The sequence below is a fragment of the Hymenobacter sp. CRA2 genome, from assembly GCF_002007105.1.
Classification (GTDB): Bacteria; Bacteroidota; Bacteroidia; order Cytophagales; family Hymenobacteraceae; genus Solirubrum.
Genome location: NZ_MVBC01000001.1, coordinates 210,273 through 230,194 on the forward strand (window position 1 = coordinate 210,273; position 19,922 = coordinate 230,194).

Here is a 19,922-nt window from a genome sequence, read left to right on the forward strand (position 1 = left end):
TGGCTGTTTGAATGATACCTTTGGGAAGTACATTTTTTTGACTGAGCGTTTTTGGCCCCGTTAACTTCTTAACGACGTGCGTTTTACCCTTCTGAAATTTTCCGTAGCCGGGCTATTGTCAGGCTTTTTGCTGCATACCCCGCTGGCTCAGGCCCAGCGGGTGAAGTCCACTCCTTTTGCCTACGTGCCCGAGCACACGGAGGACCCGTACAACCAGCGCGTACACGTAAAGACGCTGGCTTTGCCCGGCAGCACCGACTTCATCATCCTGAGTCACCGTTCGGCCAGCGAGTACGCCGTGGAGCGCTACGACGCTGACCTCAAGAAGGTCTGGACGGCCACTGTACCCATTGCGCCCGGGGAGAGCATGGAAGCTTTTGCCCGCAACGACCAGCAGGCACTGGTGGTACTCCATCACGGCGACGAAACCGGCCAGCACCTGCTCGTGCAGCCCGTCGACCTTAAGACCGGCCAGAAGCTGCCGGCCAAGAAAATGGCGGAAGGCAACGCGCAGGAACGCCGCCCTGGCGTGAGCATCTCCCCCGACGGCACCCACCTGATAGCGTGGCGCTATGTCACCCGCGACGCGCAAATCAAGGCGCTGACGGCGGCGCACTACGACCGGCAGCTGAACAAGGTCAAGGACCGCTCTTACGACTTCCGCGACCTGGGCTCCTTCTTCTCGCCCAGCGTGCACGTAGCCAACGACGGTACGCAGTACGTGGCCCTCATCGGCGACAACAACCAGAAGCTGACCGTGCGCCGCTACCGCGACCAAGACGCGGATATAAAGGTGATGTCCGTAGCAGTCGGCGGCACCTTCGGGGGCAAAAAAGTAACGGTGCGCGACTCGCAGTGGCGTTTGCTCGATGGGCAAACCCTTTACGCGGCTGCCCTCTGTGCTGATTACGCCTCGGGCGAGTACTACAGCCTGAAGCTGGTCAAATTCGATTTCGGCACGGCCGACATGAAGTTTGCGCCGGAGTTCAAGTTCACGCCCGAATACCTGGCTGAGACCAACAAGCTTACCGGCGCCAGCTACAAGCGCCTCGACGACGTGTACCTCTCCGACGTGATTCGCACGGAGGACCAGAATGTGGTAGTCCTTGCCGAGCACAAAGCCGAGGAAGGCCCCGATGCACCGGTGCGGGCCCGGGAACTGCACGTATTCGGGTACAACGAGTTTCAGTCGCCAACCTGGCAACAGATTATTGCCAAAAACCAATCGGCGCCCATCACCGAAAGCTTCACCGGCATCGGCTACCGCGCCGCCCCTATCGGCAACGACGTGCAGGTGGTAACGCTGGAAAAGCTCAAGGACAAAACCGACCTGTACCTGCGCAAGATTGCGGCCCTACCCGGCACCGTAACCGAGCCCAAAGCCCTCGGCCTAAACGTAGCCAACGACCAGCAGGTGGCCTACGTGAAGGACTTCACCACCTGGCTCGACGGCAAGACGATGATTGTGGTGACACGGCCCAGCAAGAAGTCAGCGGCGCTGCAGCTGAACAAGCTCGTTTTTAAATAGACCATGCTCACCTTTTACCTGCTGGCAGACGATGCGCCCCGCCCCGGCCGCACCAAGCTCGATGAGCTGCCCAAAGCCGGGGAGCTGTCGGCCGAGGACTTCGTGCAGCTGCAGGCGCAACGTATTCTGGAAAGCCGCCTGGATGCGGAGCAGGACTTCCGCTGGAGCAGCGGCGTGGCGCAGATGAAGCTGCAACTGCTATTGCACCGCCACCCGCAGCTCCGTCCCAACAATGCCAGCACGCCGGAACAGCGCTTTTTCGTGCTGCTGCTCAATGCCTCGGCCGCCGACTCTGGTTTGCTGGCCATTGCTGATTAATTCTTGCCAAGACTAAAACTTGAAAGGGCCGCTCCAATACCGGAGCGGCCCTTTCAAGTTTTCCCCCATCGGGAAATAACAACCGGCCGTTTCCCCGCGGCCAGTTGCTGCTGGTGCGCTCGGCTTAGAACGCGTATTCGTTGGCCTGGATAAGCACGTCAGCGATGCGGCGACGGGCGTCCTTGGCGTTGAAGAGGTCAGCTTTGGTGAAGCGCTTCAGGCCCAGGGCCAGCAGGCGCTGCTCGTCGCCTTCGGTCATCGAGGCAATGGCCTCTTTGCCGAACTTGTTCACGTTGTCCACCGTGTCGTTGAGGTACACGCGGGCAATGTCAATTTGGGCGCTCAGTGCTTCTTCGCCGCGTACGCCGGCTTCCTTCTGCACGCGCAGGATGGTGCTTTCGGCGGTGTACACCTTGATGGCCATGTCGGCGATGTTCATCAGTACTTCCTGCTCCTTGGCGAGCGAGTTCATGTACTTCTGCACGGCCGTACCGGCTACCATCAGGATGGCCTTTTTCAGCTTGGCAATGGTGCGCAGCTCGGCGGCGAACAGGCTGTTGTCCTCATCCGTGTTGAAGTCCGGAATGGCCATCAGCTCCTGCTGCACGGCTTGGGCCGGGCCCATCAAATCCAGCTCGCCCTTCAGCCCCTTCTTCAGGATCATGTCGACGGCCAGCATGCGGTTGATTTCGTTCGTGCCCTCGAAGATGCGGTTGATGCGCGAGTCCCGGTAGGCGCGGTCCATCGGGTAGTCGGCCGAGAAGCCGTAGCCACCGTACACCTGTACACCTTCGTCCACCACATAGTCGAGCACCTCGGAGCCTTCCACCTTCAGCACGGCGCACTCCACGGCGAATTCGCGGGCGGCGCCCAGTAGGGCTTCGTTGTGGCTCATGCCCTTGCCGAGCAGCTCCTGCTCCATGCGGGCAATGTCCATCCCGGCGCGGTAAATGGCCGACTCCACGGCGTAGATGCGCACGGCCTGCTCGGCCAGCTTGTACTTGATGGCACCGAACTTCGAGATGGGCAGCTTGAACTGCACCCGCTCGTTGGCGTACTTCACGCTCAGCGAAGCAGCCATTTTAGAAGCACCCAGGCAAGCGGCAGCCAGCTTGATGCGGCCGATGTTGAGGATGTTGAAGGCAATCAGGTGGCCCTTGCCGATTTCGCCCAGCACGGCCGATTTCGGCACTTTGCAGTCCGACAGGAACACCTGGCGCGTGGAGGAGCCCTTAATGCCCATCTTGTGCTCCTCGTTGCCGAGGCTCAGGCCGGGCGTGTTTTTCTCCACGATGAAGCCCGTGAACTGCTCGCCGTCAATCTTGGCAAACACTACGAACACGTCGGCGAAGCCGCCGTTGGTAATCCACATTTTCTGGCCGTTGAGCACGTAATGCTCGCCGTCCTCGGTCAGCACGGCCTTGGTTTTGGCGCCCAGCGCGTCGGAGCCCGAGCCGGGCTCGGTCAGGCAGTAAGCACCCATCAGTTCGCCGGAGGTCAGGCCGGGCAGGTACTTGGCTTTCTGCTCCTCGTTGCCGAAGTACAGAATCGGCAGCATGGCAATGCCGGTGTGGGCCGCGAAGGCGACCGGGAACGAGTGGCCGCCGCCCACGCCTTCGGTCACGCGCAGCGACGTGGGGAAGTCCATGTTCAGTCCGCCGTACTCCTCGGGGATGCTCACGCCGAACAGACCCAGCTCGCCGGCCTTTTCCATCAGGCTGCGCATCAGGCCTTCTTCGTGGTTGTCGAGGCGCTCCAGCAGGGGCTGCACCTCTTTTTCCACGAAGTCCAGTGCGGTCTGGTGCATCATGTTTTGCTCCTCCGAAAAATCGGCGGGCGTGAATACATCCTGGGCGTCGGTCGGTTTGATGATGAACTCGCCGCCTTTTACAAGCTTGTTGCCTACTTCCATGGCCGTGGTGGGAATGTTGAAGTGTCGAAACTGTTAGGCTTGCCGACTAATTAAGGCCGACAAGGGCCGCCTGACTGTTGTACCGAAAGGTAATAAAAAATGTTAGGCGTGCCGACTATTTCTGGTAAAAGAAACCCCGAAAACGCCGGGGTCTCTGTTTGTTACCAATATCAGAACGCCAAGATATGCGCTCCGGTTCTGATTGTCAATGGGTTTTTGCCTCAGGAGCCGCAGCGCCAGCGCCGTTGCTATCCGGAGGCTATCCCGACGACTTCAACCGCTGCATAAACGAGCGAAACGCCGGGGCCAGCTCCTCGAACAGTGGGTGCTGCCGGTTCTTGAGCATTACCTCGCTGAACAGCTTCAGCCCGATGGCAAACTCGGTGGACTGGCCGGGCTCCTGAAACAGATTACGCTGCTGCAGGCGCTCCACGATGCTGAAGATGTCGTCGTGGTTGTCGAACTCCAACTCTAGTGGCTCGTGCTCGGGGCTGCCGGGTGAGATGCCAGCTACCTGCTCCAGGCGCAGGCGGTAGTGGTAAGCGCGCTTGCTCATGATTCTGATGAAAAGGATTTGAGCAGGCAGACGCTTACCAGCCCGTTTTACTTTAGCAATTCGTAGATGCCGGCTACGCCCTGACCACCGCCTACGCAGGCCGTGACCATGCCGTACTTCTTGTTGCGGGCGCGCAGCTCGTGGAATAGCTGAATGCTCAGCTTGGCGCCCGAGCAGCCCAGCGGGTGACCGAGGGCAATGGCGCCGCCGTTCACGTTGAGCTTGTCCGGGTCGATGCCCAGCTCGCGCACCACGGCAATGGACTGCGAGGCAAAGGCTTCGTTCAGCTCGAAGAGGTCGATGTCGTCGAGCTTCATACCGGCTTGCTTGAGCACTTTCGGCACGGCCTTGATCGGGCCCATGCCCATGATGCGCGGGTCGACGCCTTCGGTGGCGTAGTTCACCATGCGGGCAATGGGCTCCAGGTTCAGCTCCTTCACCAGGCGCTCCGACATGACGATGACGAAAGCCGCCCCGTCGGAGGTCTGCGAGGAGTTGCCGGCCGTTACGGAGCCGCCTTGGGCGAATACCGGGCGCAGCTTGCCCAGGGCTTCTACCGAGGTGTCGGCGCGGGGGCCTTCGTCGGTATCGACCACGTACGAGCGGGTTTTCTTTTTACCCGAAGCCTGATCGAGGTAGGTTTCCTCAACGGTAATCGGCACAATCTGCTCCTTGAACTTGCCTTCGGCAATAGCCTTAATGGCTTTCTGGTGCGACTGGTAGCTAAACTCGTCCTGGTCCTGGCGCGAGATTTTGTAGTCCTGCGCTACGGCTTCGGCCGTCAGGCCCATGCCCAGGTAGTAGTCCGGGTGCTGCTGGGCGAGCTTGTAGTTCGGCACGGTCTTCCAGCCGACGGTCGGCACCAGGCTCATGCTTTCGGTGCCGCCGGCGATGATGCAGTCAGCCATGCCGGCCATGATCTTGCCCACGGCCATGGCAATGGTTTCCACGCCCGAGCCGCAGTAACGGTTCACGATGAGGCCCGACACGTTCAGCGGCAGGGCCAGCAAAGAAATCAGGCGGCCCATCTGCAGGCCTTGCTCAGCTTCCGGCACGGCGTTGCCGACGATAACGTCGTCGACGCGCGTCGGGTCCAGCTGCGGCACCTCTTTCATCAGGTGCTTGATTACCTCGGCGGCCAGGTCGTCGGGGCGGGTGAAGCGGAAACCACCGCGGGGCGCCTTGCCCACGGCCGTGCGGTAACCAGCTACGATATATGCTTCCATGAGGAGTTTCTTCTTTTAGGGGTTGTCCAAACGTCACCAATCGTTGTCATTCTGAGGCGCAAGCCGAAGAACCTTATCACGCGTGGAGTCTTGTAGAACAGTCTTTTGACCGTAATAAGCTCCTTGACTACGTCGACCTTTGGTTCGCTTGGCTCAGGATGACAGCTGGGAGCTTAGTTGCGCAGCGGCTTGCCAGTGGTCAGAATCGACTGAATACGCTCCAGCGTTTTCCGCTCGCCGCAAAGGCTGAGGAAGGCTTCGCGCTCCAGATCCAGCAGGTACTGCTCCGATACTTCCGTGGGGGCCGACAGGTCGCCGCCGCACATGATATAGGCCAGCTTGTTGGCAATTTTCAGGTCGTGGTCGGAGATGTAGCGGCCCTCCTTCATGGCGTGCACGCCGGTCATGAACATGCCTAAGGCGCCTTTGCCGTGCACCTTGATGTTGGTTTTCTGCACCGGCATGGTGTAGCCATCCTCGGCCAGCTCGATGGCGGCCGCTTTGGCTTGGGCAATGACGCGGTTGCTGTTCACCACCACTTCGTCGCCGCGACGCAGGAAGCCCAGGTCGAAGGCTTCGTGAGCCGACGTGGATACCTTGGCCATGGCAATGGTCATGAACGAGTTACGCAGCAGGTTGTACTCCGGCTCGCCTTCCTCGTACTTGGCCGCGGTGCGCAAGGTCATTTCCTTGGAGCCGCCGCCACCCGGAATCAGGCCCACGCCGAATTCCACGAGGCCGATGTAGCTTTCCGCGGCTGCCACCACCCGGTCGCAGTGCAGGTTCAGCTCACAGCCGCCACCCAGGGTGAGGCCGTGCGGGGCACCCACTACCGGAATGGAGCTGTAGCGCATGCGCATCATGGCCTGCTGGAACTGCGCAATCATCATGTTCAGCTCGTCGTAGTCCTGTTCGAGGGCGAACATGTAGACCAGGCCCAGGTTGGCGCCGGCCGAGAAGTTGGGCGCGTCGTTGCCCACCACGAGGCCGCGGAAGTCCTTTTCGGCAATTTCCACGCCCTTCAGCAGGCCCTGGATGACGTCGGAGCCCAGCGCGTTCATCTTGCTGTGGAACTCCACGTTCAGGATACCGTCGCCCAGGTCGATAACCGAGGCACCGGCGTTTTTCCACACCACCTTGCCCGAAGCACGCAGGTTGTCGAGCACCACGAAGTTCTCCACGCCCGGAATCGGCTGGTAGCTCTTCGATTCGGCGTCGTAGTACTTCTTCACGCCGCCTTCCACCTTGTAGAAGGTGGTGTTGCCGGCAGCCAGCATTTCTTCTACCCACGGGGCCAGCTGCTTGCCATTGGCCTTTACCAGCTCCACGCCAGCTTGCACGCCCAGCGCGTCCCAGGTCTCAAACGGGCCCAGCTCCCAGCCGAAGCCGGCGCGCAGGGCGTCGTCGATTTTGTAGAGGGAATCGGTGATTTCCGGAATGCGGTTCGACACGTAGGCAAACAGCCCGGCAAACATCTGCCGGTAAAACTCCCCCGCTTTGTCCTTGCCCGCGGCCAGCACCTTGAAGCGGTCGGCCAGCTTTTCGATGGGCTTGGTGGTTTCCAGCGTGGTGAACTTCACCTTGGCGCCGGGCTTGTATTCCAGCGTAGCCAGGTCCAGGGCCAGGATTTCGGACTTGCCGCCCTCCCCTTTCACCTTTTTGTAGAAGCCCTGGCCGGTTTTGTCGCCTAGCCACTTGTTCTCGGCCATCTTCTTGAGGAAGTCGGGCAGTTGGAACACGTCCTTGGCTTCGTCGTTGGGCAGGTTCTGCGCCAGGCCGTTGGCCACGTTGATCATCGTGTCCAGGCCCACCACGTCGGAGGTGCGGAAGGTGGCCGACTTGGCGTGGCCGATAACTGGACCGGTGAGCTTGTCGACTTCTTCCACCGTCAGGCCGATTTTCTGCATTACCTGCAGCACGTCCATGATGGCAAACACGCCCACGCGGTTGGCAATAAATGCCGGCGTGTCCTTGGCCAGCACGGTGGTCTTGCCCAGGTACAGGTCGCCGTAGTGCATCAGGAAGTCCACCACCGACTGGTCCGTGTCCGGCGTCGGGATGATTTCCAGCAGCTTCAGGTAGCGCGGCGGGTTGAAGAAGTGCGTGCCGCAGAAGTGCTTCTTGAAGTCTTCGGAGCGGCCTTCCGTCATCAGGTGAATCGGAATGCCGGAGGTGTTCGAGGTGATGAGCGTACCGGGCTTGCGGTACTGCTCCACGCGCTCAAACAGACTCTTTTTGATGTCGAGGCGCTCCACCACTACCTCAATGGTCCAGTCGCACGAGGCAATGTCCTTGAGGTTGTCGTCGAAGTTGCCGGTCTTGATGCGTGAAGCATCGGCCTTGCGGTACAGGGGCGAGGGATTGGCGGCAATAGCGGCCTGTAGCGAAGCGTTGACGATGCGGTTCTTCACCAGCGGCGAGTCGAGCTTGAGGCCCTTCTTTTCCTCGTCGGGCGTCAATTCTTTCGGCGCGATGTCGAGCAGCAGTACCTGCACGCCGATGTTGGCGAAGTGAGCCGCGATGCGCGAGCCCATCACGCCCGAGCCCAGCACGGCTACTTTCTTGATGGTACGATTCATAGGGAGTTCGGTCGGGTAGGTTGGGAGTCCGAAGCGTATGAAAGGGTGAATGGATGCGAGGAACGCACAAGCGCCGCGAAGCCAGCCCGTCAGGCCTTCTTCTCAGCGCGCAGGGGCTTCACTTTGAAGCCTTCGAAAATGCTCTTGCTATCGATCAGGCCGTTGATTTGCCCAACGACGCGGAAGAAAACCTCCAGCTGATCGGCCGGGACTTTCTCGCGGATTTTCTGGTTGAACTGGCGCACCGTCTGGCGCGACACTTCTTTTTTCTTCAGGCCTTCCTCGGTCAGGAAAATGCGCACGGAGCGCTTGTCCTGCTGGTCGGCCTGTTTGTAGATGAGCCCTTTTTCTTCCATCGAGCGCAGAATGCGGGTCAGGGAGCGGGTCTCCAGGCCCAGCAGCGGCGCGATTTTAGTCGCAGGCGTACCGTTTTCCTGGTCGATGTTCAGCAACACGAAGCCGATGCTCGTGGTGATGTCGTGCTTGGCTGCCTGCACATTGTACATGCGCGAAATGGCGTGCCACGCTACCTTGATGTTATAGTCGACGGTTTCTTCGGGTTTCATCTCGGGGTCGATGTCCGGTAAACGTACGCAAATTTGTTATGCTTGCATACTAGTTTACGAAAAAATATTCGACAACGTTTCGAAGGGGGTGATGAACCACTCACCGGCCATGCAGGGGTTGAAATAAGAACGTCATTCCGAGCGCAGCCGAGGAATCTCGCGTGCTGATACCCGATACCAAACTCCTACAACGAGGAAATTACTACCAGACGTCAGCACGCGAGATTCCTCGGCTGCGCTCGGAATGACGTTCTATTATTTGTCTATCAGGCGTCGTTACAAAAGCCTACCGGTGCCCGTCGGCGTTGTACAGGCTATCGATGATCTGCTTGTTGTTCTCGCTGATGATTTTGCGCTTGACCTTCATCGTCGGCGTCATTTCGCCCGATTCCACGGTCCATTGCTGAGGCAGCAGTACCTCTTTCTTCACCTGCTCCCACTGCGCGAAGCTCTGGTTGTACTTCGTTACCAGCTCGTGGTACATCTTCTGCACCTGCTCGTTCTTGATGAGTTCCTCGTTGGAGCCGTTGACGGGCACGTTGTTGCGCTTGCACCAGCCTTTCAGCTCATCGAAGGCGGGCACCAGCAGCACGGCGGGGAACTTCTGGCCGTCGCCCACCACCATGGCCTGCTCGATGAGCGGCGACTCCTTCAGCTTGCCTTCGATAACCTGCGGGGCCACGTACTTGCCGCCCGAGGTCTTGAACATTTCCTTTTTGCGGTCGGTGATTTTGAGGAAGCGACCCTTCACGAACTCGCCGATGTCGCCGGTGTGAAACCAGCCTTCCGAGTCGATGGCTTCTTTGGTCAGGTCCGGCTTGTTGTAGTAGCCCTTCATCACCGAGGCCGAGCGGGTGAGGATTTCGCCGTCCGGGGCAATCTTCACTTCCACCTTATCGATGAGCGGGCCCACCGTGCCGATGAGGTTATTCTCCGGCTCGAAGCCACCCACGGCAATAACGGGCGAGGTTTCCGTCAGGCCGTAGCCTTCCATTACCCGGATTTCGGCGGCCCAGAACACGCGGGCCAGGCGCGGCTGCAGCGCTCCGCCGCCCGACACAATCACGCGGATGTTGCCACCCAGCGCCTCGCGCCACTTCGCGAAGATGAGCTTGCGGGCCAGCTTCAGTTGGGTGTTGTAAAAGAAGCCTTTGTCCTCCTGCGTATCGTACTCCAGGCCTAAGTTCAGGGCCCAGAAGAACAGGCTTTTTTGCACGCCGCCGAGTGTGTGCCCCTTCGCTACAATCTTGTCGTAGACTTTTTCGAGCAGGCGCGGCACGGTGGTGAAGATGCTGGGCTTCACCTCGCGCAGGTTGTCGGCAATGGTGTCCATGCTCTCGGCGTAGTAGATGCTCACGCCGTTGATCATGTACAGGTAGGTCACCATCCGCTCGAAGATGTGGCAGAGCGGCAGGAAGCTCAGGGCCGAGTCGTCCTTGGTAACGGGCACGAAGGCCTGGGCGCTGCGGCAGTTGCTCAGGATGTTGTTGTGCGAGAGCATCACGCCCTTGGGCGAGCCGGTGGTGCCGGAGGTATAGATCAGCGTCAGCAGGTCGTCGGGCTGCACCGCGGCGCGCAGGGGCTCCAGCTCGGCCACGTTGCCGCGGCGGCCTAGCTCCAGCAGCTCCGCGAAGGGGCGGCCACCGGTCAGCTTTTCGAAGGTAAAGATGTGGTCGTCGGCGATGTTCAGTCCGGCGGTAGCTTCCTTCACCTTATCGTACAGGTCCTGGGTCGAAACGAAGATGGCCTTGACGCCCGCATCGGCGAAGATGTACTTGTAATCTTCGATGGTGATGGTGGGGTACATCGGCACCGTCACACCCCCGATCTGGGAGATGCCGAAGTCGGCGTACAGCCACTCGGGGCGGTTCATCGAGATGATGGCCACTTTGTCGTCTTTGCCGATGCCGAGCTGGCGCAGGCCGAGGCTGACGAGGTTGGCCGTGTCGGACACCTGCTGGGTGCTGAACGGCTGCCAGGTGCCGTCGCGCTTGGCGGCGAGGCAATCGGACTTGGGCGCCGTAGCCAACTGGTAGGGCAGAATATCAAAAGCGCGGCTGGGAGCTTGCATGGGTGCGGAATTCGGGAGGGAAAAGCAGGTGAAATAAATGGATTTTTCGGCGCAAAGCCTATTAAGACGCTTTAAGGCTCATACGCAAGGTGGGGTTTTTGAGTAGTTTTGGCCTATGCCTCCGCGGGCACCTGCACCGCGGCAGCCACCTGTGCTATGAATCTGGCCCTGTTCTTCGACCCGCTCACCGACGATGCCCCCACTGCCCCTGGCACTACGCTGGGCGCCCACGTCGCGCGCTTCGTGGACACTTTCCCGGATTGGCGCGGCGCCGATCTGGCCATTATCGGCCTGAACGAGTGGCGCGGCAGCGCCGCCGGCACGCCCGCCGCCTCGGCCCCCGACGCCATCCGGCCGCGTTTTTACCAGCTGCAGCGCGGCGCTGGCCCCTGCCGGCTCGTGGACCTGGGCAACCTGCGCAACGGCCTGACGCTGGAAGATACTTACCTGCGCCTGCGCGAAATCGTGGCGGCGCTGCTGGAGGAAAAAACGGTGCCCATTCTGCTCGGCGGCTCCCACGACCTCGACATCGGCCAATTTCTGGCTTATGAAACGCTGGAGCGCGCCGTGAGTTTGACCTGCATCGACGCGCGCGTGGACATGGTGGAGGAAGCCGGCGCGCCGGCCGAGGACAGCCACCTGCGCCGCATCCTGATGCACGAGCCGAACTTCCTGTTCAACTTCGGGCAGCTCGCCCACCAGCAGTACCTGGTACCCACCAGCGTGCTGGCGGCGCTGGAAAAGCTGCACTTCGAAACGCTGCGCCTAGGCCAGATTCGCGACGACGTACGCCAGGCCGAGCCGCTGCTGCGCCAAGCCGACCTGATCAGCTTCGATCTGACGGCCCTGCGCTGGCCGGAGTTTCCGGGCTACTTGCCGGCCTCTCCTTTCGGCCTGACGGCCGAGGAAGCGGCGCAGTTGTGCTGGTACGCCGGCCACAACGACCAGCTCACCAGCATCGGCCTCTACGGCTACCGCCCCGACCACGACCTGCTGGGCCTGGGCGCCGCTACGGCCGCCACCATGCTCTGGTACTTCGTGGAAGGCTACTACCACCGCCGCTACGAAACCGACTTTACCAGCCGCCGCTTCATCCGCTACGCCGTGGGGCTGCCGGGTAATCCGGCCAAGCTGGTTTTTTACAAAGCCAAGCGCACCGAAAAGTGGTGGATGGAAGTGGAGAGTCTGGCCGACCACTCCGTGCGCCGCATCGTGCCGTGCAGCTACCAGGATTACCTGCGCGCCGCTCAGGGCGACTTACCCAACCGCTGGATTCTGACGCAGGCGCTGCTGGGCTGATGAAGACGCAGGAATTAAGAAGCAAGAATGGCTGAGGAAGCGAGCATTCCGCACACTCCGAGCACGGCCAGCGGCCAGCCCATTGCCGAGCTGCCGGAGTACTCCAAGCACCAGCTGGCCCTGCGCAACGGACAGGACCGTGACGAAATCTGGTTTGCCTACCAAGGCTTGATTTACGACGTCACGCATTCACGGCTGTGGCGCCGCGGCAACCACTACGAGCATTGGGCCGGCCAGGACCTCACGGCCGAACTGGACCGTGATGCGCCGCACACCGTAAATGTGCTCGATAAGTTCTACGTCGTCGGCCGGCTGAAAACGAGCTAGTCAGCGTTGTAGCGCGAACTTTCCGTTTGCGTATCCCAGCTGACATGTGTACGGTAATCGTTCTGGAATACGCGAACGGGAAGTTTGCGCTGTACACCGGCTCCTAACCTCAATTCCTCACCCATCCTCATTATGAGCACTACCGAAAGCGCCTCGCACTTCGACCACCTCGAAACCCTGCCCACCGCCCAGCTGCTGGCCAGCATCAACCAGCTGGATCACACCGTGCCGCTGGCCGTGGAAAAGGCTCTGCCGCAGATTGAGGCGTTGGTAGAAGCCACCGTCGCCCGGCTGCGCGAAGGTGGTCGGTTGTTCTACATCGGGGCGGGTACCAGCGGCCGACTGGGCATCTTGGACGCCTCGGAGTGCCCACCCACGTTTGGGGTACCGCATGGGCTGGTAATCGGGCTGATTGCCGGGGGCGACACCGCCATTCGCAAAGCCGTGGAAAACGCCGAGGACGATGCCGAGCAAGCGTGGCGTGACCTGTCGGCGCACGACATCAACGCCAAGGACATCGTGGTGGGCATTGCCGCCTCGGGCCGCACGCCTTACGTTATCGGCGGGCTGGAGCAGGCTCGGGCACACGGCCTGGCTACGGGCTGCATCGTGTGCAACGCGGGCTCGAAGGTGGCCGCAGCGGCTGAGTTTCCGGTGGAAGTGGTGACGGGGCCGGAGTTTGTGACCGGCAGCACCCGCATGAAGGCCGGCACCGCCCAGAAGCTGGTGCTGAACATGCTCACTACGGCCACCATGATCCGGCTAGGCCGGGTGAAGGGCAACAAGATGGTGGACATGCAGCTCACCAACGCCAAACTGGTGGACCGCGGGCAGCGCATGCTGATGGACGAGCTGGGCATCGACCAGGATAAGGCCGCCGAGCTGCTGGAGCTGCACGGCTCGGTGCGGGCTGCGCTGGCGGCGCACCACGGACACTAGCCTGATAATCAACACCTGACACAACGCATCAATAGCGCGCTTCGGTGCGCTATTTTTTTGCCCGCATTTTTCCGTCGGGCACAGGAACACTCCGGGCGAGTGTGCGTTTTTACTGGAGCAAGGCTGCGCCGCGTGGTGGGCTTGCCTGACTCCCCCCTTTCCTAGTAAGCTATGCACACCATCGAACCCCACTACGCCTGGCTGGAGCAATACCAGGCCTCCGAGGACGAACGTTCCCCGCTCTACGGCGCTGAAAACAGCCTCGATAACTACGTCAATACCATTTACGGCTACTACATCCACCCGCAGTGGGACGGCATGGAGTCGGACACCCTGTTCCTGAAAATCCTGTTCGTGGATTACGAGGAGAAGGTGGGCGTGATTGAGTTTATCGGGGAGTGGAACGACGCCATCGAAAACGACATCATGCAGCTCAAGCGCCAGATCATCGACCCGATGGTGCACGAGGGCATCCGCAAGTTCATCCTCATCGGCGAAAACGTGTTCAACTTCCACGGCTCCGACGACTCGTACTACGAAGAGTGGTTTGAGGACGTGGAAGACGGCTGGATTGCGGCCGTGAACTTTCAGGAGCACGTGGAACGCGAAATGCGCCAGTACAACATTGACTCCTACGTGAACTTCGGCGGGCAGCTCGACGAACTGCCGTGGCGCACCTATCCGCCCAAAAAACTGGTGCACGTGGTGGACGGCCTCTTGCAGCGCCGCCTGGGCATGTAGCCCACCCGTTCAGACACAACAAAAAAGGCGCCCCGCACGAAGCGGAGCGCCTTTTTATTCAGCAAGCGGCCGAGGGGCCGTTGCCGGTATAATTACTGCTGGGTCGTGGTAGCGCCTTCAGCGGGAGCCGGGGTAGCCTGGCTAGCACCAGCGTCGGCAGCGTCTTCCATAGCGTCAGCCTTAGCGTCGGCCGAGTCACGTACGGCGTCAGCCTGCTGCTCCATAGCATCAGCCTTCTGCTCGCCAGCAGCTTCTACGTTGTCAGCAGCGTTTTCCTGCGTGTTTTCGGTCTTGCTGTCGCACGAAGCGAAGGTGAACGAAGCAGCAGCCAGAGCGAGGAACAGAACCTTTTTCATGGTAATGGGTGTGGAGAAAATGGAGGTGAGTTTTCTTTGGCAGGCTTCACCACCTTGCGGCGGCGAAATCTGCAGCTTTATACCCCGCTACCGTTCAGGTAACCCGACGAGCTTAAAAAAAATCGGGCGGGCCCTGAAAAAGGCCCGCCCGACATTTCCAGGGACGTTTATTTTTTGCGGTACACGATGCCGATAGGCACACCCGTAAAGTCGAAATTCTCGCGCAGGCGATTTTCGAGGTAGCGGGTGTACGACTCCTTCACGTACTGCGGCAGGTTGCAGAAGAAGGCAAACACCGGGTTGTGCGTGGGCAGTTGCGTCACGTACTTGATGCGCACCATCTTGCCCTTGGTGGAGGGCGGCGGGTAGGCTTCGATTTCGCGCAGCATCACCTCGTTCAGCTCCGAGGTCGGCACTTTTTTGCGCTTGTTCTCATACACCTGCATCACCGTTTCGATAGCCTTGTGCACACGCTGCTTGGTGATGGCCGAGGTGAAGACGATGGGCGGATAGCTGATCGGCTTGATCTTCTCGTAAATCTGGTCCTCGAACTCCTTGGCGGTGTTCGACTCTTTATTCTCGATCAAATCCCACTTGTTCACCAAGATAACGATGCCTTTGCGGTTGCGGTCGGCCAGGCCGATGATGCTCACGTCCTGGGCCTCGATGCCGCGGGTGGCGTCGAGCATGACGATGACCACGTCGGACTCCTCCATGGCCCGCAGGGAGCGAAGGTTGGAGTAGAATTCGATGTCTTCATCCACGCGGGCTTTGCGGCGCAGGCCGGCCGTGTCGATGAGGATAAACTCGTTGCCGAAGGCGTTGTAGCGGGTGTGGATGGCGTCGCGCGTGGTGCCGGCAATGTCCGTCACGATGCTGCGCTCCTCGCCCAGCAGCACATTCACCAGCGAGGACTTGCCCACGTTGGGGCGGCCCATCACGGTGATGCGCGGGATGCCCGCGTCGGGGTCTTCCACGCCTTCTTCCTCGAAGTGGCTGATAACGGCGTCAAGCAGCTCACCGGTACCGGAGCCCGATTGGGAGCTGATGGGGAAAATGTCGCCGGTGCCCAGGCCCAGGGCGTAGAACTCGCCGGCGGCCTGGTAGCGGGCCGTGCTGTCAGCCTTGTTGGCCACCAAGTAGATCGGCTTTTTATCCTCGTAGCGGCGTAGCACGTTGGCGAATTCCTCGTCCAGCGGGTGCAGCCCGGCGTCCACGTCGACCATGAACAGGACCACGTCAGCCTCGTCGATGGCCAGCTTCACCTGCCTGCGGATGCTTTCCTCGAATACGTCATCCGAGCCCACCACGTAGCCGCCCGTGTCGATGACGGTGAAGTACTTGCCCGTCCACTCGCCGTAGCCGTAGTGCCGGTCGCGCGTGACACCCGACTGGTTGTCCATGATGGCTTTTCGCTCGCCGACGAGGCGGTTGAACAGGGTGGACTTGCCCACGTTCGGGCGGCCCACAATGGCAATGGTATTTTGCATGTTGCTGACCCCAGCCGCCGCTCCGACCATGTGCGGCAGTGCCCGGGGTAGTTAAGTGAGTTTGAAGGGTCGGATTCTATTCGTCTGTCATGCTTCATCTGGCGTCCGCAAAGCGAAGGACCTTATCACGCTGCCACGGCAGACGTCAGGTAGTGACTATCTGATGTGACAAGGTCCTTCGGCTGCGCCTCAGGATGACAGATAATTGTTACTCCGGCTTGTAGCCGAAGCGGTTGAGCATTTTCGGGTCGGCGCGCCAGTTTTCGTTGACTTTGACGTGCAGCTCCAGGAACACCTTTTTCAGGAAAAACTTCTCCATTTCCTCCCGCGCCCAGGTGCCCACTTTCTTCAAAGCGGCGCCGCCCTGGCCGATGATGATGCCTTTCTGCGAGGCCCGCTCGGTGTAGATGATGCCGCGGATGCGGATAATGGTTTCATCTTCCTTGAACTCCTCGATGACCACTTCCGTGCTGTAGGGCACCTCTTTTTTATAGAGCTTGAAGATTTTCTCGCGGATCATCTCCGAGGCGAAGAAGCGTTCCGGCTTGTCGGTCAGCTCGTCCTTGGGATAAAAGGCTTCGTGCTCGGGCAGGCGGTCGAGGATGTGGTTGAACACCTGCTCGGTGTTGAAGGCGTTTAGGGCCGAAATCGGGATGATTTCGGCGGCGTTGGGCATGTGCTCCCGCCAGTAGGCCATTTTGGCCTCTACTTCTTCCTGCGTGGCCTGGTCGATTTTGTTGATGAGCAGCAAAATCGGCACCTCGGAGCGCCGCAGACGCTCCACTACGGGCTCCTCATCGTGCTTCTCGTAGATATCCGTCACGAACAGAATGACGTCGGCATCTTCGAGCGACGAGTACACAAACGACATCATGGCCGATTGCAGCTCGTATTTGGGCTGAATGATGCCGGGCGTATCGGAGTAGACGAGCTGAAAATCAGGGCCGTTCAGGATGCCCAGAATACGGTGGCGCGTGGTCTGGGCCTTGCTGGTGATGATGCTGAGCCGCTCGCCGACCAGCACGTTCATCAGCGTGGACTTGCCCACGTTGGGCTTGCCAATGATGCTTACAAAGCCGGCGCGGTGCGGTTTGGGGTCGGTAGTCACAGCAGGTAATCGATTAAGGGGCACAAAGGTACGGCTTTACGGCGAGGCGCACACGCTTGGCGTCCAATCTGCCGAATGAGCCATGGTACTGATACGGCACTGGTCCTGACTGCGCTTACGATAAATTGCTGCCGGTTTGTCCTCCGGCTGCTTATTCTTTATCGCATGGTCCGTGTTCTGTCGCTCTGCGCGGTTTACTTGCTTCTGCCCAACCTCGTCTTCGGCTCCAATCAGATGGAAGCCATTGCCCTGGGAGAAATGATGCCGTTGATTATGGCATCCCTGGCATTGCTCCTAGCGCTGCTGGTCGGCGGCATCTGGGCCACGCTCGTCGATTTTCGCTCGCCACGGGATAATCCCCGACCGGTTACCGTATTTTTCATCGTGGTGGCGTGGCTGGTGGGCTTCTTTATTACGTGGCTACGGCGCAATGAGGACGGAAACATCGCTCTGCCCAACGTGTTTTCCGAGCTGTACGTCCCGTTGGCTTTCCTGCTTATCGCCGTGAAAAAGCTGCGTCACGATTCGAGTCGGCCCACGGCGAGTCGTTGGCTGATCCTGGCTGCCGCGTGCCTGCTGGTGCCGGCGCTGAGCCTGAACGGTTTGCTACAGCACGCCAGCGCCTACGTCCTGCTGACGTTGCCCCTGCTGGGGTTGTGGTGGGGCTACTTTGCGAAGTTCAACAAGCACATCATTACCCCGAAAGAGACGAACCTGGACGCATGGCAAATTCCGCTGTTTGCTTCTACGCTAGCAGTGCTCTACAATACCTTCCTGCTGCTGTTTAGGGTCGCGGAAATGCGGGGCAGCCCGGGCCCGTTTCTACTGAAGCAAATCATCGTTTGGAGCATCTGCTTCGTAATCGGGTTAATAGCCTCGCAACCAATCCTCTGGAATCCGTCCGACCGGAACGCATCGGTGGATAGCTAGTCTTGCTTGGGATATTAAAACCTCAACGGCGTCTTGTTTAGGCACTCAAATTAGAATAGGATCTGCTTTTGGCGCACACCGGCCGCGCACAGCCATCAGCGTGGCGGCTGAGGTGCACGGCCAACTCGTACTTCTGCTCCATCATGCCCCTGCCGAGGTGCTGCAAACAATCGTCGGGAACGAGGCATAAGGCGCGGGGCTCGTCCTGAAACCTGACGGAAATCAGTCGGCAGCCCAGCTTGTTGGCGCCGCCGCAAACTTTGGGGGCCGTACCTTTGTATGCCATTCGGACGATTCTATTCGGCATGATTTCACCTGCTTCCGCACCTGTTCCTACTACTTCCTCGGCATCAGCTTCCACGCGCGGCCGCATCGGCGTGCTGCTCGTCAACCTGGGCACGCCCGACTCGCCCAAAACGCCCGACGTACGCCGCTACCTCAACGAGTTTCTGACCGACGCGCGCGTCATCGACATGCCCGCCGCCGTGCGTTACCCGCTGTTTCAGGGTTTGGTAGTACCGCTGCGCGCTCCGAAATCGGCCAAGATCTACCAGCAGCTCTGGGATGAGCGCGGCTCTCCCCTGCTCTACCACGGCCTGGATTTGCAGAAACTGGTGCAGGAAAAGCTCGGCAAGGACTACCTCGTGGCCTTCGGCATGCGCTACCAGAATCCCAGCATCGAATCGGCGCTACAGGAGTTGCGCGACGCGGCCGTGGAGCGCATCATCGTGCTGCCGCTGTTTCCGCAGTACGCAGCAGCCAGCACCGGCTCGGTGCAGGAAAAGGTGATGGACATCGTGGGCAAGTGGTGGGTGGTGCCCAGTATCAACTTCATCGGCACCTTCGCCGACGACCCAGGCTTCATCCAAACCTTCGCCCACCTCGGGCTGGAGGAGATGAAAAAGCACGACTACGACCACGTGGTGTTCAGCTACCACGGCATCCCGGAGCGCCACGTGCTGAAGGGTAGCCACAAGGGCCACTGCAAGCTGGGCAACTGCTGCAACCACTACAACAAGAACAACCGCTACTGCTACCGCGCGCAGTGCTTTGCCACTTCGCGTCTGCTGGCCGAAGCCATGGGCCTCACGCCGGAGCAGTACACCGTCTCGTTCCAGAGCCGCCTGCAAAGCCGCCTGCGCGACCCGTGGCTGCAACCCTACACCGACGAGGTGCTGAAGGATATGCCAGCCAAGGGCATCAAAAACGTGCTGGCCTTCAGCCCCGCTTTCGTCGCCGACTGTCTCGAAACCACCATCGAGGTAGGTGCAGAATTCAAAGAGATGTTTGAGCAAGCCGGCGGCGCGCACTGGCAGCTGGTGCCCTCGCTGAACTCGCACCCCATGTGGGTGGACGCCGTAGTTGACATGATCCAGCAAAATTAATTACGCGCTGGACTGCTGTTTAAAACCCTTTTTTGGCCCCGCTGGAATGTATTTTCCAGCGGGGCCAAAACATTTCAGGCGCAATATTTGTAGAACCCACATCAGCCGAAGCGCGACACAACTGATAAGGAAATTGCCCCAGTAAAAAGGATTTGCAATTCCAAATTTTGTGTACCTACCTTTGCTGCATCAATTCTGCCAAGGATTGTTTTTATACAGAGGCGTGGAGAGACAGGCTCCGTGAAGCGCCGGCAACCTCGGGACCAGCCCGAACGGTGCCAATTCCTGACCATATAAAAACGCCGACGTCGTGAACTTCGACCTCAACCTCCGCGCCATGAATGCTAGCTCCGCTGCCCCGCAGCCGAGCTTTTTGGGTTTCAACAGCTGCTGTTGCTGTTGCATGCCCATGGGCCGCGCCTGTTGTTGAGGCTTTTACGACCTCTTTCCTACTCGCTGGAAACGACTGACAACTAAAGCGCACGGCTTCTTCGAGCGCCGCTTAGCCGTATCCGTCGGCCCCGCCGCTTGAGCCTGCCTCGCCGCCCGGCCATCAGCCCCCTTCCTTTTTTGCTTCCCCGACGCCGTTTG

Annotated in this window: 17 protein-coding genes and 1 riboswitch; of the genes, 8 read left to right on the forward strand and 9 right to left on the reverse strand. The window is 59.9% G+C overall.

Features of this window, described 5'->3' with window-relative positions:
• Positions 1 to 76 precede the first annotated feature (76 nt).
• The gene (locus B0919_RS00735; protein ID WP_139361814.1) at positions 77 to 1,528 is read left to right on the forward strand and encodes a hypothetical protein; all 1,452 of its coding nucleotides are present in this window, start codon (positions 77 to 79) and stop codon (positions 1,526 to 1,528) included.
• A gap of 3 nt (positions 1,529 to 1,531) precedes the next feature.
• Complete coding sequence (locus B0919_RS00740) at positions 1,532 to 1,846, forward strand: hypothetical protein (protein ID WP_078010277.1); 315 nt, start codon at positions 1,532 to 1,534, stop codon at positions 1,844 to 1,846.
• Between the two features lie 124 nt (positions 1,847 to 1,970).
• Here the strand turns inward: B0919_RS00740 and B0919_RS00745 are convergent, their stop codons facing one another.
• The 6 genes from B0919_RS00745 to B0919_RS00770 form a co-directional block, all read right to left on the reverse strand.
• The gene (locus B0919_RS00745; RefSeq protein ID WP_078010278.1) at positions 1,971 to 3,758 is read right to left on the reverse strand and encodes an acyl-CoA dehydrogenase family protein; all 1,788 of its coding nucleotides are present in this window, start codon (positions 3,756 to 3,758) and stop codon (positions 1,971 to 1,973) included.
• Positions 3,759 to 4,017: 259 nt separating this feature from the next.
• The gene (locus B0919_RS00750; RefSeq protein WP_078010279.1) at positions 4,018 to 4,314 is read right to left on the reverse strand and encodes a DUF3861 domain-containing protein; all 297 of its coding nucleotides are present in this window, start codon (positions 4,312 to 4,314) and stop codon (positions 4,018 to 4,020) included.
• Positions 4,315 to 4,361: 47 nt separating this feature from the next.
• Complete coding sequence (locus B0919_RS00755; protein ID WP_078010280.1) at positions 4,362 to 5,540, reverse strand: thiolase family protein; 1,179 nt, start codon at positions 5,538 to 5,540, stop codon at positions 4,362 to 4,364.
• A gap of 173 nt (positions 5,541 to 5,713) precedes the next feature.
• Positions 5,714 to 8,119 (reverse strand): 3-hydroxyacyl-CoA dehydrogenase/enoyl-CoA hydratase family protein, encoded by a 2,406-nt coding sequence (locus tag B0919_RS00760; protein ID WP_078010281.1) that lies wholly within the window; start codon positions 8,117 to 8,119, stop codon positions 5,714 to 5,716.
• Between the two features lie 89 nt (positions 8,120 to 8,208).
• A complete protein-coding gene (locus B0919_RS00765; protein ID WP_078010282.1) occupies positions 8,209 to 8,685 on the reverse strand; it encodes a MarR family winged helix-turn-helix transcriptional regulator in 477 nt (158 codons plus the stop codon).
• A 286-nt stretch (positions 8,686 to 8,971) separates the two neighbouring features.
• Entirely contained in the window at positions 8,972 to 10,756 is a 1,785-nt protein-coding gene (locus B0919_RS00770) for an AMP-dependent synthetase/ligase (protein WP_078010283.1), read from the reverse strand.
• A 156-nt stretch (positions 10,757 to 10,912) separates the two neighbouring features.
• Here B0919_RS00770 and B0919_RS00775 point away from each other — a divergent pair, with 156 nt between their 5' ends.
• From B0919_RS00775 to B0919_RS00790, 4 genes are all read left to right on the forward strand, one after another.
• The gene (locus B0919_RS00775; RefSeq protein ID WP_078010864.1) at positions 10,913 to 12,055 is read left to right on the forward strand and encodes a formimidoylglutamase; all 1,143 of its coding nucleotides are present in this window, start codon (positions 10,913 to 10,915) and stop codon (positions 12,053 to 12,055) included.
• Between the two features lie 27 nt (positions 12,056 to 12,082).
• A complete protein-coding gene (locus tag B0919_RS00780; protein WP_078010284.1) occupies positions 12,083 to 12,382 on the forward strand; it encodes a cytochrome b5 domain-containing protein in 300 nt (99 codons plus the stop codon).
• Positions 12,383 to 12,514: 132 nt separating this feature from the next.
• Positions 12,515 to 13,321: an N-acetylmuramic acid 6-phosphate etherase gene (gene murQ / locus B0919_RS00785; RefSeq protein WP_078010285.1), complete on the forward strand. Its 807-nt coding sequence runs from the start codon at positions 12,515 to 12,517 to the stop codon at positions 13,319 to 13,321.
• 171 nt (positions 13,322 to 13,492) lie between these two features.
• On the forward strand, positions 13,493 to 14,062 hold the full coding sequence (locus B0919_RS00790) for a hypothetical protein (RefSeq protein WP_078010286.1): 570 nt from the start codon (positions 13,493 to 13,495) through the stop codon (positions 14,060 to 14,062).
• A 92-nt stretch (positions 14,063 to 14,154) separates the two neighbouring features.
• On the opposite strand, the gene B0919_RS00795 is transcribed toward B0919_RS00790, so the two are convergent.
• The 3 genes from B0919_RS00795 to era all read right to left on the reverse strand — a co-directional run bounded on the left by B0919_RS00795 (position 14,155) and on the right by era (position 17,016).
• On the reverse strand, positions 14,155 to 14,418 hold the full coding sequence (locus B0919_RS00795) for a hypothetical protein (RefSeq protein WP_078010287.1): 264 nt from the start codon (positions 14,416 to 14,418) through the stop codon (positions 14,155 to 14,157).
• A gap of 167 nt (positions 14,419 to 14,585) precedes the next feature.
• On the reverse strand, positions 14,586 to 15,908 hold the full coding sequence (gene der / locus B0919_RS00800) for a ribosome biogenesis GTPase Der (RefSeq protein WP_078010288.1): 1,323 nt from the start codon (positions 15,906 to 15,908) through the stop codon (positions 14,586 to 14,588).
• Positions 15,909 to 16,116: 208 nt separating this feature from the next.
• Positions 16,117 to 17,016, reverse strand: a complete 900-nt coding sequence (era, locus tag B0919_RS00805; protein ID WP_078010289.1) for a GTPase Era — start codon at positions 17,014 to 17,016, stop codon at positions 16,117 to 16,119.
• A gap of 165 nt (positions 17,017 to 17,181) precedes the next feature.
• Here era and B0919_RS00810 point away from each other — a divergent pair, with 165 nt between their 5' ends.
• Positions 17,182 to 17,946, forward strand: a complete 765-nt coding sequence (locus B0919_RS00810) for a hypothetical protein (RefSeq protein WP_139361815.1) — start codon at positions 17,182 to 17,184, stop codon at positions 17,944 to 17,946.
• A 305-nt stretch (positions 17,947 to 18,251) separates the two neighbouring features.
• Positions 18,252 to 19,331, forward strand: coding sequence for a ferrochelatase (gene hemH, locus B0919_RS00815; protein WP_078010291.1), 1,080 nt, complete (start codon positions 18,252 to 18,254; stop codon positions 19,329 to 19,331).
• 208 nt (positions 19,332 to 19,539) lie between these two features.
• Positions 19,540 to 19,631, forward strand: a riboswitch (SAM riboswitch).
• The last annotated feature ends 291 nt before the right edge of the window (positions 19,632 to 19,922 follow it).